Source organism: Psychrobacillus sp. NPDC096389 (genome assembly GCF_044762855.1).
Taxonomy (GTDB): domain Bacteria; phylum Bacillota; class Bacilli; order Bacillales_A; family Planococcaceae; genus Psychrobacillus.
Genome location: NZ_JBIWFB010000003.1, coordinates 150507 through 165121 on the forward strand (window position 1 = coordinate 150507; position 14615 = coordinate 165121).

Annotated in this window: 7 protein-coding genes; 4 read left to right on the top strand and 3 right to left on the bottom strand. The window is 34.0% G+C overall.

Annotated elements, in window-relative coordinates:
* Positions 1-99 precede the first annotated feature (99 nt).
* A complete protein-coding gene (locus tag ACIQ38_RS10095) occupies positions 100-1095 on the bottom strand; it encodes a DUF4822 domain-containing protein (protein WP_402821798.1) in 996 nt (331 codons plus the stop codon).
* Positions 1096-1717: 622 nt separating this feature from the next.
* On the opposite strand from ACIQ38_RS10095, the gene ACIQ38_RS10100 reads away from it, so the two are divergent.
* Positions 1718-3022 carry a purine/pyrimidine permease gene (locus ACIQ38_RS10100; protein ID WP_402821801.1) on the top strand — a complete coding sequence of 435 codons (1305 nt, stop codon included), beginning with the start codon at positions 1718-1720 and terminating at the stop codon, positions 3020-3022.
* Positions 3023-3470: 448 nt separating this feature from the next.
* Here ACIQ38_RS10100 and ACIQ38_RS10105 read toward each other — a convergent pair whose 3' ends face one another.
* Positions 3471-5126 (bottom strand): DNA/RNA helicase domain-containing protein, encoded by a 1656-nt coding sequence (locus ACIQ38_RS10105; RefSeq protein WP_402821804.1) that lies wholly within the window; start codon positions 5124-5126, stop codon positions 3471-3473.
* Between the two features lie 131 nt (positions 5127-5257).
* Between ACIQ38_RS10105 and ACIQ38_RS10110 the strand changes: the two genes are divergently transcribed.
* From ACIQ38_RS10110 to ACIQ38_RS10125, 3 genes are all read left to right on the top strand, one after another.
* The gene (locus ACIQ38_RS10110) at positions 5258-7078 is read left to right on the top strand and encodes a hypothetical protein (protein ID WP_402821807.1); all 1821 of its coding nucleotides are present in this window, start codon (positions 5258-5260) and stop codon (positions 7076-7078) included.
* Positions 7079-8440: 1362 nt separating this feature from the next.
* Positions 8441-10081: an ATP-dependent nuclease gene (locus tag ACIQ38_RS10120; RefSeq protein WP_402821810.1), complete on the top strand. Its 1641-nt coding sequence runs from the start codon at positions 8441-8443 to the stop codon at positions 10079-10081.
* Positions 10078-11202 (top strand): UvrD-helicase domain-containing protein, encoded by a 1125-nt coding sequence (locus ACIQ38_RS10125; RefSeq protein ID WP_402821813.1) that lies wholly within the window; start codon positions 10078-10080, stop codon positions 11200-11202. The genes ACIQ38_RS10120 and ACIQ38_RS10125 overlap by 4 nt, the downstream gene beginning before the upstream one ends.
* A gap of 250 nt (positions 11203-11452) precedes the next feature.
* Here the strand turns inward: ACIQ38_RS10125 and ACIQ38_RS10130 are convergent, their stop codons facing one another.
* The gene (locus ACIQ38_RS10130) at positions 11453-14614 is read right to left on the bottom strand and encodes a type I restriction endonuclease subunit R (RefSeq protein WP_402821816.1); all 3162 of its coding nucleotides are present in this window, start codon (positions 14612-14614) and stop codon (positions 11453-11455) included.
* Position 14615: the final 1 nt, after the last annotated feature.

Sequence of the window (14615 nt, forward strand, 5' to 3'; positions counted from 1 at the left end):
GAGAAAAGTGATTAAAAATTTTGTGCGCATATCCATATTGCCTCCTCACCCCCTAGCTATAGTAAGTACCAATTCTTCATTAGGATAACTTAAATTTCTTTAAAATCCAAAGGAAGGATTAAATTCGCCTATATAAGGCTCATGCTCCACATAGATTTCGATGTCATTTCCAGCAGCATCTTTACCCATTCGTTTATAAGTAAAGCGATCATCGTTTAATTCAGTGATTTCCAGAGCGGCACCGTATTTGTTTTCACCAATCGATACATGTGTACGAATCTTATTATCATTGATCACGTCAAAATATCCAAAATCTCCGCGGCTTTCTCCACTAGTTACATCGAAGAATTCATATTTGCTTGTCTCCGCATCAAATTTAGCAATACTAATGAAATTACTATTGAACTCTGTCACGTCATTGCCGTCTTTATCCAAGACTTTAGTACCATTCCACAAAGTATCCGCTAAAATATTCACACCTGGAATATCTTTAACAATTTCGCCCGTTTCACTAGTTAATTCAGGACCAGCATTTGTAAACTCAAGCTCAGACTCAGTATATGGTACGTGTTCAACAAACACTTCTACTTCGTTGCCATCTTTGTCTACACCCATACGTTTGTAAGTAAAGATTTCATCAGTGATTTCCGTAATATCCACAACTGCTTGATAGCCCATACTTTGAGAAATTAAAATTCTCTTTTCTCCATCCTTCGTGATGAAGAATATACCCTCATCCCCGCGTGTTTCACCTGTTGCTTTATCAAAAAATTCATAGCGATTTGTTTCTTGATCGTATTTTGCTAAACCAATGAAATTACTATTTTCTACAGTTAGATTATTTCCTTCTGCATCATATACTTCAGTACCTTGCCAATTCGTAGAAGTCAGAATGTTAGATTGTTCTTCACCTTTAGAAAGCTCTACAACTGGAGCTTGCTCTTCACCATTCGATCCATTTTCAACTTTACTCTTTTCTTCCTGAGTTGGTGTTTCCTTCTCTTTGTCTTCACTTACACTTTCATTTGCACTACAACCCGCAAGAACAAGGCCACCACTCAAAATGACCATCGATAAACTTTTCTTTGTAAACATAGATTTTACATCTCCTTTAATTTTCGTATAACCAAATAATAAACAAAGAGTATAAAATCCATATAAACAATATATAAAATCAAAATGAACAAAATATAAAAATTGTATAAACAGCAATAGAATGACGGGATAAGAATAATAGAGGTTGCTGATCCTGCCTCTGTCACTTCTAAAATCTGCGAGCTCTCTCCACTAGTTTTGTCACTTACCCTTTTTTCATCACTTTTAATATTGGCTGTGCGGAGGTTGTGAAATATGTAATCTTTTGGCTGTAGCTGAAACCTTTCTTCCACAATCCTCTATGAAATACCGTAACTGTCTTATATCCAATACTGAAACCTTTTTGTATATGAAAAAGATAAGAAAAACTTACTTTTTTAATATTTCCCATATGATATCAAATAGACTATCATTGCTTTATGATTTCTCAATTATCAATCTCTCGTATTTTGTATAAGGATATAGGGGGCATACCTAGGCTTTAGAATGTTAGAGGATTTAAGAAATTGAAGAAATTTTGTTAACAGCGGGTGCAAAATAAAAAGACCATAATCAGAAAAAACCTTGATAATGGCCAAATTTTTTCCAAAGCTGAATTACATAGATTGTGCAGGTGAAAGTTTTGGATAAGAAATATATTAACGGAACACTTAGTACGTTCCAATGGTTCATCTTCCTTTTGGCGAATGCGATTGCTCTGCCGATTGTAATTGGCGGGGCGTTCGGCCTTTCCATTGATGAAATAACCTCGCTCATGCAGCGTGTCTTCTTCATCGTCGGAATCAGTTCATTCCTTCAAGGATTCATCGGTCACAGGCTCCCTCTTGCAGACGGTCCTGCTGGCTCATGGGTCAGCATATTCGTCATGCTGGGAGCAATCGCAATCCAACAGACTGGTGACCCACAGACAGCTTTGCCGCTCCTTATGGGGGCTGTGTTCTTCGCAGGTATTCTTTTAATCGTACTCGGCATCAGCGGACTTGTGCAAAAAATTCTGTTTCTCTTTAGTCCGCTCGTTACTGGTACGTTTCTACTGCTGCTCGCCCTGCAGCTGAGTGGTGTATTCCTTGAAGGGATGCTTGCAACAAAAGGGGACTCGGCTGTGCCTGACTATGGCATGGCAGCGATTGCCTTCTTCGTCTTCATCTTGGTCATCCTGCTCTCCAACAAGGGGAAAGGCTGGGTGAAGAGCTACGCCGTTCTTATCGGTATTCTTGCAGGATGGCTTATTGCACTTGTCCTGGGCAAGGCATCAATCAGTACGCAAACACATTCAGCGCTATTCCAAGTTCCAGAACTGTTTGCCTGGGGATTGCCGAAGTTGAATGCCGGGATGATTGTTACAGCAATTCTGTTTTCTTTCCTGCTCATCTCCAATACGATTGCTGCGGTTACCGCAGTCCGGCAATCCCTTGGCAATGATACGAAGAATTTCGAGTCGACTATCAATCGCAGCTTGTTTGCAGGCGGCATATCTCATATTCTTGCATCCGGCTTTTCATCGCTCGTAGTCGTGCCGCTCCCTGTCACGGCTGGCTTCTTGCAAATGACTGGTGAGAAGAAGATCCAGCCATTCCTGTTCGCGAGCATAGCACTTGCTGTTCTCGCACTCATTCCGTCCATCGTCCATGTACTGTCGCTTCTTCCAGGACCGATTGCGAATGCAGCTTTGATGGCTTCTTTCATTAATATGATTGCGATTGCACTAACTTCACTTACGAAGGAAATACTCGATCAGCGCAGACTGTCCATCCTTGGCATTACACTTTTGATCAGCATGGGCATCATGTTCCTGCCGACCGGTCTTTTCAGCACACTGCCAGCGGTCATCCAGGATATTGTCAGCAATGGCCTTCTTGTTGGAACGATTCTGGTCATATTACTAGAGCAGTTCTGGAAACCGCAACGTATATCAGAAAAGAATTGATTTGCCGCATTGGATCTATGGCAATAACTTGAACACAAAAAGTTAAGTTTTTCAGAACGGCCTCTATATATGGGATGATCCTGTGCCTTGCGAAGGGGAGAAGCACCATGGATGTCGTTCTCGAAAAATGGGGGTCAGGCAATGCAGACACTGCTTTCCCGGCATCGGTACTCTATCTGCTGCGGTGTCAGATAGCCAATAAATTTTCTTTTACGTAATAATCATCACTCTCAGAAGTAATTTATTTGGAGCCTTCCTTCTCTATCATTTACATTAAAACCTCCAACTTCATTAGATATAATAATATTACGATTTGCTTTAATGCTCCAAATACTATTATTTCGTTCACTTTGTTAGAAACAAACATGAGAATCCTAACATTCACGATTGTTAGAATTAACATGAACCTTTCTAGAATAAGGTAGTTTCTTAAAGTTACTTATGTTTTTCAATCGTTTTTTTGATATTCTAATAATTTTTCACGTAATGCTTCGTCACTTGCGTAAATATAAAGCCCCTTAATACCACGCTTCATCAAAATGTTGATGGAATTAAGAACGATTTTTTCTTTCGCTTCATTAATATTTTCAATGCCTTCCGTACCTGTGTAAGCACCTTTATCCATGTATTTACTTGTATCAATAACAATCTCATCTTTGGTAGCATCATACTGTACAGAAGGTCCAAGAACGACACCAACGTAATTTAAATCAAATCCTTGAATTGTATAAATAGAGCCAGCTTCATGAACTGTCTCCGCTTTTTCAGCCCATGTGTATTTGGTACTCGTTGTGTTCCATGGCATTTTGTATTCACCGGTGGATTCTTTTACGTAATATGTACCGCCATCTTTTTTATGTAAGTAATCGAATGTTGATACAACACGACTTAGACCAAATGCATTGTTTTGCTCCTTTATTTTTTCGTGCATATCTTTCATATTTTCAAACACTGTAAATTCATAGTTTTTATCTTTCGGAAGTGGTTTTAACTTTTTACGTTTAAAAGAGTTAATCCAGTTAATCACATCATCGTTTGCTTGCATACGGAACTGGTTTGTTAATTGGTATTCCTCATAATAGGTACTATGCTTCTTTAATTGCTGTAACGTTGCTGCACCCCATAGGCTTTTCAACTTTAACACTTGATCCTGATCATAAATTATGACAACTACCTTCGCTAACTTCAGTAATTCCTCTAGGTGATTATTGCCATGAAAGTTATTGTATGTATCAGATTTCGTTAATAATAAATGTGCCTCATCCACGAAAATGATATCTACTTTTTTGCTCTCTTTTTGCAACTTATTTACAAGAGGTGTTGGTTTTGCAAAGTTCTTCCCTTTTAGATGTTTCACTTGTTTCGCAATGCCTTTGTATGTCTTGAACATTTCTTCATGGTTCACGACTAAATAATTTTCTGTACCAAAAAGATTAGAGGATACTTCCTCCGCACGTTCCTGAATCGTATTAAAAATCGAACTTAGTACGACGCTTTTTCCAACGCCAGCCTCTCCTTCAATGACTAATAAGCTGCCATATTCACTTGTATTTGCTTTTACCTGCTTCTCACAAAATTGTAGTACTTTTTCTTTTAATTCGAGTTGTTCTAGGGATAGTTCTTTAAATGGAGATAATTTAAAAATGTCTTTGTTTTCTATTACATGTAACTCATGGTCGACAAGCTTTTGTTCATGCAACTTCTGCCAAAGTTCCTTAAATAATTGTTGATCGTAATATGGCTTGTTGTAGTAGTTGTGGGTAAAATCACTAACCGTTTTACTTTTATTTTGGAGTGTATATTTTTCATCACCTAGGAAGTAGTTAATGAGTTTCGTTTCTAAGTGGAACGTTGCCGAACGATTAAACTCCTCATGCTTTATGAGATTAATTCGATCGATATTTTTACGTACTTTTAAATGTGCCTTCATTCGATTTTTAAAGTAAACCGTCTCACCGATGTAAGCTTCCTTATTGCCATTTAACACATAAATGACTGGATAATTTAAATATTGCTCATTATTGCTAATTTGGCTCATGCTTTCATGTTTAAACGGCCATGAAAGTACTTCAATTGCTGTCAATGTTCTACCTACTTTCTTCATGGTTATTCATACTCATAAAAACAAAGAATCGCTTAAACCTTCATGGTATTATTATATCAAGTCATTAGAACTACTCAACGAACTAAGAAAAAAATTTAATTTCTAATATAATTTACTATAGGAGGCTAATCATGAGTCTGTACTTATCAAAGACAAATTTAGTAGTTAATGTTTCCTTCCAAATTATTTTTTGGATAGTTATCATTGTTATATCTGCGGCTGTATTTCAAGCACCATTTAATTTAGTAGAATTTCTTACAGGCAAGGATACCTCTAAAGAATTCGATTTCAGCGAATTAATTCCAATGTTTATCAGTGATTTTTTAGGGATAATTTTACTTTTATTTATGGGTGGTATATATTATCATTTTTCATCTAATTCACTAGAAAGTTTTAAAACAATTTTACATAATGATTTTAATAAATCGTTTTACAAATTAAAGTACATATTAAAAAAATATTCGTTAATTACTTCTATTAATATAATTTTTTTGTTTCTTCATGAAAGTACTTTAATATTAGTTTCACTTAATATAATTTTAGTCTATTTTTTAATTTCATATGTCTTTAAATCTACCAAATCATACTACTATATTATTTTTGTTAGTATTAGTTATGTAATACTTTTTGCATTTCCTAAAGGCTTTTACTCATTGATTTTGTACTCAGTAATATTATTTATTTTTAATTTTTTAATTTTTTTTGACTCACTTAAAAATAAAAAAATACATTATTACATTGTATATTTACTTTCATTTACTTTAACTATTTTTACATTAGATTTTAATGATGCTCAAGTGTATTTAATTATGCTTTTTATTTTCTCATTTCAGATAACGCCTTTTATTTATCTAATCCTATATTTAGTTAAAATTACTTTCACTTATCTCACAAAAATTCCAGTGGCTGAATACACTGCTGCAAGTTTCGCAAAACAAAATATAACAAACAAAGTAATTTTAGAATTCTTAAATAAGGAATGTAATGAATTCAAAAAAGTACTACCGAAAGAACTTGACCAAGTTTTAAACATATATCAATTAGCTTTAGATAAAAAAGGGGATTTCAGGTACTTTTTAAGGAATTTAAATTTATCTATTGAAAATTATAATAATATTTTCAGCTTTTATTGTTTAACACCTTTACCATATGAAAATATTAAAATTAAAAAGACTGAAAGTGTTATGTTTAGAAACACTAATAATTTATTTGTCTCAATTGGAATATTAATTTTATTCAATGTTTTTTACCTGGCTTCTCTTCTACTTTTTGGCACTGAATTTTCACAAACTTTATTAAAAGTAGCATTTTCTTTCATATTTATTCGATTATCACTTCGATCCATTGAGATATGTTTCGCATTTTATAATGATATAAAACCTAATGTTAAATTAAAACGAACATATCTTTCTGGATCTGAACGTATTACATTAGCTCTTAAAAGTATTATTGAAGTAATTATTTTATCTACCCTACTTTATATGATTCATGATATCTTAAAAGTAGGCTCAAACTTCAATTTTGCTACTATATTTAAATTTTTCAATATTTTATTTGATTCTTTTTTAAAAGCCACTGCTATAGCATTTTTTAATATATCATTTGAATATAAATTCACACTTTTTAATATAGAAAGTTTTGTTTCACTTGTTCATTTAATGCAAATTATTTCAAGTGTAACACTTATCTCAATTTCAATTGCTAACTATCTGAACTTACCAAAACAGCATTCAGATTATGAACTTCATGTTTCAAATAATAAATATTTTCTATACATGAAAGCTCATGAAAGAAACCTTTATTTCCCTAAAATCACCAAAAAAATTTCATCTGGTGATTCAATTGATAGCTTATTAGAAGACATACAAATTTTATGGAAAGATAATAAAATAAGCTATACACAACTTGAAGAAATTTATGAGTATTTAAATATTGTTTATTTTAAACTTTAAAGTTCCAATTTCAAGCTAAACTGATCATGTCTTTTAGTTGATGAGCATATTCTTTTAATTAATGATTGTCTCTCACCTTTTGAGGGGCAATCATTAATTAACCTTCTTTCCACTAAACAACTGCTCCAATAACAAATTCATTTCCTTAGCCTGATCACAGCCAATTTTTTAGCTCAGTATTCGAGTAATACAGAAATGTTTCTTCATTTGTAACAATGCACATGAATACGCAGATTTCCTTCTGATGTTTCATACTCGCAATGTGGAATTGGATAAGCCGCATTCTTTCAATCACTTCGAAAAGCCTATCCGAATCCATGTAAACTAAATCGTGTTGTACAATAATATAATGACCCCCATTTTAGGTTAGGTGGAATACATATTACAAATTCAAGGGAAGTCCCATTTCTTGTTTTTTGACCACTCTCCAATAATATCCATTTAAAATATACAAAATAAAAAAACGTCAAAGTCCTTTCTATATCAAGGATTTTGACGTTCATTGAAACACCGAACTCAATGAAAATAAATTATGAAGACGGCGGGAGTCGAACCCACGTCTTGTAGGAATGCCGTCATATCAAGGTTTTACAGGGCTTTTTTTCCCTTATAAAAATCTTTGACTATGGTTTTGACTATGTTTATAAAAATTTGCTTACGGAGACAAGGATTATTAATCGCTTTCTTGATAAAGGATTTTTTACATTATGAAGTAAAAAACTATAAAGGCTGCCCTACACAGTTTCATTTTCCCTACTTACACAAACCATTTTCTTGGCCTTTGTATCATCATTCATTTTCTAATTCGCACGAGGATTAGTTTACAATTTCAGCGTAGCACATTTCCTCTGCCTTAATAGGCTTATATCTTTCATCAATCATACCTTCTTCAGGAAGCCTTGTCGATACAACTGCATTCCGCTTTTCATACATCTTAACTGAAATTTGGAGGTCCAGACTACAATAAGCATTGTTTCAACCCATCCCTACAATGGATGCTCGCTATTATTGATTTGATTATGGTATCTCAAATATCTTTATCCATAATCCCTTTATTACGATTCTTTTATAGGTGATCCAGGGAATTCATCATTTCCTCTTTTACATTTAGCCAACTTAATCCCGTAAAAAATCTAAATTCGTTTGTTACAAATCAGATACGGAATAGTTGTTTCTAAATGCAGAACTATCAAACCTAATTATAACACCTTTTTCCTTTTTCATGTAGGCAAATCATAATGATGTTTGAAGATTCCTAATATGGTATCCTAGTATTGGTCGGCAATTTTACAGAACCGCACACTTGAAATCGTTATCAGTATTCTTTGGTATTTTCTTATTCTAAGAAAGGAAGTTATAAAAATGATAGAAATGATCAAAATTAAAAACTTCAAGGGCTTTAATGGCAGCATTACCTTTAATCTAAACGATGGGCTTAATATTTTAGTCGGGCAAAATGATGCAGGTAAATCTACGGTTTTGGAAGCTATACATCTTGTGCTTACGGGTGTTTTTAGGGGGAAATATCTTAGGAACAATTTAAGTCAATACTTGTTTAATAGGGATGTCGTTTTAAATTATTTACATAAGGTTAATAGCAAAGAACCCAGTGAATTACCTGAGATTTTGATTGAAGCATATTTCAAAGAAGAATATCCACGACTAGAGGGAGATTTATTCTCAGAAAAAAGTACTATTTCAACTGCCCAAGGAATAGCAATAAAAATTGAGTTTGACGAAGAATATAAAGAGGAATACGAAGAATTAGTGAATGGAGGAGAGTTAAAGAGTCTTCCAATAGAGTATTATAAGGTAAATTGGTATTCATTTGCACGCAAACCTTTGACCAGTAGAGGTGTTCCTATTAAATCAGTACTAATTGATGTTGGTTTTGGAAAATTTAGTAATGGCTCAGATATTTATATATCAAGAATCGTTCAAAACACTTTAGATACCACTGAAAAAAACAAAGTGGCACAAGCATATCGTCAGATTAAAGAGATATTCTCACAAGATGAATCAATAAAAGTTGTAAATGATAAAATAACGAATATCCCAAAACTTAGTGAGAAAAAAGTAGAACTTTCAGTGGACCTAGGCACCAATTCTACTTGGGAAGGAAGTTTAATCACACAAATTGATGATATACCATTTGATTTCGTAGGGAAAGGTGAACAAGCAATTATCAAAACAGATTTGGCTTTGTCTAATAAAAAATCAGAAGATGCAACAGTGATACTACTTGAAGAGCCAGAGTCACATATTAGCCATTCTAGGTTAAATCAATTACTTGGAAATGTAAAGAGTAACTACGAAAACAAACAGATCATTGTCTCCACACACAGCAGTTTTGTTTCTAATAAACTAGGATTAGATAATCTAATATTATTGAACAACCAAAAGATAACTACCTTTAAAGACTTGAAGTCCAAAGAATACTTTGAAAAAATTGCAGGATACGATACATTAAGATTAATTTTATCGAAAAGAGCCATATTGGTTGAAGGGGATTCCGATGAGCTAATTATTCAACGTGCATATATGGATTCAAACGGGGGCAAATTACCTATCGAAGATGGTATTGAAGTGATTTCAGTTGGTACGTCTTTTTTAAGGTTTTTAGAAATTGCCGAGCATCTTGATATTTCTGTCACTGTGGTAACTGATAATGACGGTGACCTAGAGGCTATTAACAAAAAATATGCAAACTATTTAGGCGCAAATAATAAAGAAAATATTGAGATTTGTTTTGATGATGAGGTTCACAGCGGCGATTTAAAGATAGGGAAAAATAACAGGGCATATAACTATAACACTTTAGAACCGCTATTACTGAAAGCTAACAGCCTTGAGAAACTAAATAAAGTGTTCAAGACAACATTTGATTCAGAGGATAAGTTAAGGCTACATATGAGAAATAATAAAACTGAATGCGCTTTAAAAATATTCAAATCAGAATCAAATATCGCATATCCGGACTATATAATGAGGGCTATTTTATGAGTAATAAATTATTGATTGCATCAGCGGGCGCTGGAAAGACAACTCATTTAGTTAAAGAATCTTTAAGCCTATCCGGGGAGGTACTGATTACGACATTTACACAAGAAAATGAACAGGAAATCAGAAATAAATTCAGGCAACTTAATAAGGGTATAATTCCGCCAAACATAACCATCAAAACTTGGTTTTCCTTCTTAATGAGACATGGTGTAAAACCATATCAAGGTGCTTTAACAAATAAGAAGATTAATGGGCTTTTGCTAGCGCAAGAGCAATCAGGCGTTAAATACAGGGTCAAGGGAAGACAACCTGTATATTATCCGGAAAAAGAAGTAGATAAACATTATTTCAGTCAAGATTACAGAATATATTCTGATAAAATTTCAAAGTTTACCATTAAGTCAAATGAGTTAAACAAAGGAAGAGTAATTAATAGAATCAGTAAAATTTTCGACTATATTTTCATTGATGAAATACAAGACTTGGCAGGATATGATTTGGAAATTGTTAAAGCGTTAATGCAATCGGGGTCAAAAGTTTTAATGGTAGGTGATCCGCGACAAGTTACATATTACACTCACTTCTCTCGAAAATATCCAAAGTATAAAGATGGGAATATTGAGGAGTTCGTTAGAAACGAATGTATAAATAAAAAAGTGGAATGTAAAATAGATATGATAACCTTAAAAGATTCGTGGAGAAATAATCAGCTAATCTGCGATGTCTCGAATAGGGTTTTTCCTAGTTTTCCAGCCAATACATCATTGCAAGAAGAATTATCTGGTCACGATGGGGTTTTCTTTGTGAAAAGTAAAGACGTGGATCATTACTTGGAAAAATACAAACCGTTGCAACTTAGGGACAGCAGAAGTAAAAAGGTTAACGATAATTATCCCGTTTTAAACTTTGGCGAATCCAAAGGTAAAACGGTTGAACGGGTTTTAATATATCCAACAAAGCCCATGCTAGATTGGTTTAATGATCATACTACAAGTAAGCTGCCATTTCAAAGTAAATGTAAATTATATGTTGCTTTAACAAGGGCAATACACAGTGTTGCTATAGTTTGTGATAGGGACATCAATATTGAAGGTATTTCTAATTACAATAGAATGATGTGACTACCTATGTTAGAATCAAATAATTCACCAACCGTAAAAGTCTTTTTTATTTTGAACCCGATGTATAGTAGGAAGGAAATAAAACATTAGATTCTCCCACGGATTTCTATTCCATATAAGCGGTCAGAGAATCATCCTTAAAATCTAAATACAACTTCAATTTTTTCACATCATAAAGCACGTCATAATTGACGTGCTTTACCATAACTCCATCTTATAACCTTCTAATTAGTCACAATAAGTATGAGGTTCAATTTTCATTTTTAAGATATTCATCTATATCAAAACCACCTTCTAATAAGAACCCACGTAATAGCCTATCCGCAATTATACTAACTTCGTAGGGCTTAATTGTTTCATACAATACATCTTCAATATATAATTTAGCTTGCTTCCTATTAATAGTTCCCTTCAACTTATCAAACCGACCATACTCATTAATGTTTTTTTCCGTTATTTTCAGGTTTAGCATTTCTCTTAATTTATCTTCATCTATACCAAGTGCTTCGATAATACTCGCTACCTTTTTATCTTCTGAAAGTTCACGATATTCATTGATATAATCAGTGAATTCTTTTCCTTCTTGCACCTCTAAATCACCATATTCCAAATCATTGATCACCATATTTGCATAGATTTGTTGTTCGGCTGTAAGAGTTGCAAAGAAACGGTGCAAATCGTTCTTTATGCGTTCTTGTTCTTCTTTATTTCCACTCTTTTGACTTGTTACAAAACGTTGGAAGTTGTTATTCAGGTAATCATAATCGATTCTACCTACACTTTTTTCTGCCAACTCGTAATTAATATCAAAAGGTAAGTCATCTACTCCTTCGACTTTTCCAACATCACTTGCAAGCTCTTGATAACGAAGTAACCAAACATCATACATTTCCTTTGTGAAAATGACTGTGATTTTTTCCTCTGGCTCATTTGGAGATACACGAGTAATGTATTCATCAATTCCCCAAGAAAAACCTTGTATTAAAGCCGCATCAAGTGATTGGTTAAAACTAACAAATAACTGAGCGAATTTCTTACGGGATTCTTTTTCCTTTGGTAACCTTTCGAAATTCTCGATTTTATCTACACTAAATACGGAGTGCATATCTTCTGTAATACGATTCATCTCCCGGAGATTACCACCTAGCTTATCGACATAGAGAGAAACACTTCTTCCCCCAGAATAAGATTCAACGGCATCATTGATGTTCTTCTCCATTCTATATATACACCTATAGTATCTAATTGACCCAAATGGCTTTGTTGGTCCATTTAATCGATTAGTTCGAGAAAAAGCTTGAATGATATCCTGGTATTCCATCCTTTTATCTACATAAAGCGTATTTATCCATTTTGAGTCGTAACCCGTTAGTAGCTGGTTAACTACAATTACCAGATGAATAATTTCCTGCTCTTTTATATTTTGATAGCTACCTTTATGAGCAAGTCGTTGCGACAAATCCTGCTTGAATAAGTGATGATTCGGTATCGTATATGTTTTTTGGTACAGTTCGTTGTAGTCCTCTATTATCTCAGCTAAGCCATCCTCTATAAAGATAGAATTTGAAGACTCATCCAAATTACTATCAAACAATACAGTGACCTTTATATCCATCGGGTTGTTTTTTAATAATCGATAATATTGAATAGCTTCTTCCCTTGAGCTAGTAGCAAGAATCGCAGAGTATTTACTATTCATACTTAAATGGGTCCAATTCTCTTCAATATCTTTCACAACTTGTTTTCGATGCTCTTCTTCTTCAAAGTGACCTTTGGATAAGTAATCCGATTCGATTCCTTTATGATATTTATCATCTTCATCGAAGTAACCAAGCATCCCTACCTTCTTATGGTCCATGAAGTGATTGTAAATCTTTGTTTTTTCGGGGCTATCATACACCTCTGTTACATCTTTCGCATTCGCTTCAAACAATGCAACTTGTTCCCTTAACCCTTTATAATCGACCGTGGATACTTGAGTAATATCAAAACCCAATACGTTGTTATCACGAATACCATCAGAGAGTGAATAACGATGAAGTTCATGTCCGAATATCGTTGCGGTTGTACTATCTTTCCTCTTGTTCTCTTCATGAATTGGTGTCCCTGTAAATCCAAAGAAGATAGCATCTGGGAAAGTCTCTTTTATTGTATAAAGCATATCTCCAAATGTACTCCGATGAGCTTCATCAATAATGATAACCATCTTTTTATTTTGAATATCACCTATTGTTTGTTCACCATATTCTTCTGCTGTTATGCTAGACATCTTTTGAATCGATGTAACAACGAGTGAGTCAGAGGTTCTATTACTTCTTAACTTACTAAACAAATCATCAGTGTTTTGTGTTCCCTGGACCTCATCTTCAAAATCAGCAAAGGACTTAAATTCTCTTAATGTTTGTGTGCCAAGCTCAACTCTATCCATTAAGAATACAACCTTATCAGCCATTCTATAAGATGAGATTAATTCAGCAGCTTTGAAACTAGTTAATGTTTTACCAGAACCAGTGGTGTGCCAAATGTATCCACCTAATTGACTACGGTCATGCCATTTAATTTTATACAGTCTATCTACAATTTCACGTACTGCATAAATTTGATAACTTCTGAGCACTTTTAATACACCATCAGATTTATCGGCCACTGTGTAATAACCTACTAATTGATGCGCTGATGGGATAGACATAAACGTATCTGCAATAATCTTCCAATCTTTGATGGTTTCATTTCTGAAGTTCGCCCATTCAAATACATAGTTATAATTAATCTTTGATGATGGATTAGTTCCCGGGTTTGCAAAATAGCGCATATTATCTGGTGTCATCGCAACAAATATTTGAACAAGCGAATAAATACCATTTGAAAAAATGCCGTTGTGTATATACCGTTGGATTTGATTCACTGCGTTTGTAATTGGTGTACCCGAACGTTTCAACTCGACGTGAATGACAGGCATACCATTAATCAATAATGTGAAATCTCCTCGATTATCACCCTTTACTTTGTTTTCCCCAGCGAATCTAGGTTGCTGTACGATTTGATAGTTACTATCGCCACCCGCTATTTCTCGTTTGTCGAAAAGTTTCAAACTAATTTCTTTACCATAATGCAAAGTATCTAACGGGTTTTCTCTTTTAATTAAAATTGATTGTCCATTAATGAATTCATTTTTAAGAAGTGGTGTGTTCAAATTATTGATTTCTCGAATAATCTGGTCCATTTCTTCTTTAATCAAAGGAACATCATTCAATCGGTCTCTTTCATTATTCATTTGGAACAAAATTCCAGCCCAATTATCTAATAGGTCTTGCTCGGTTGGGTTCTTAATGACCCCACCGTTCCAACCTTTTTGCGTCACAAGCATATGAATCAGTGCATTTTCAAATTCTTGTTCCGTTCTAAAAGACATG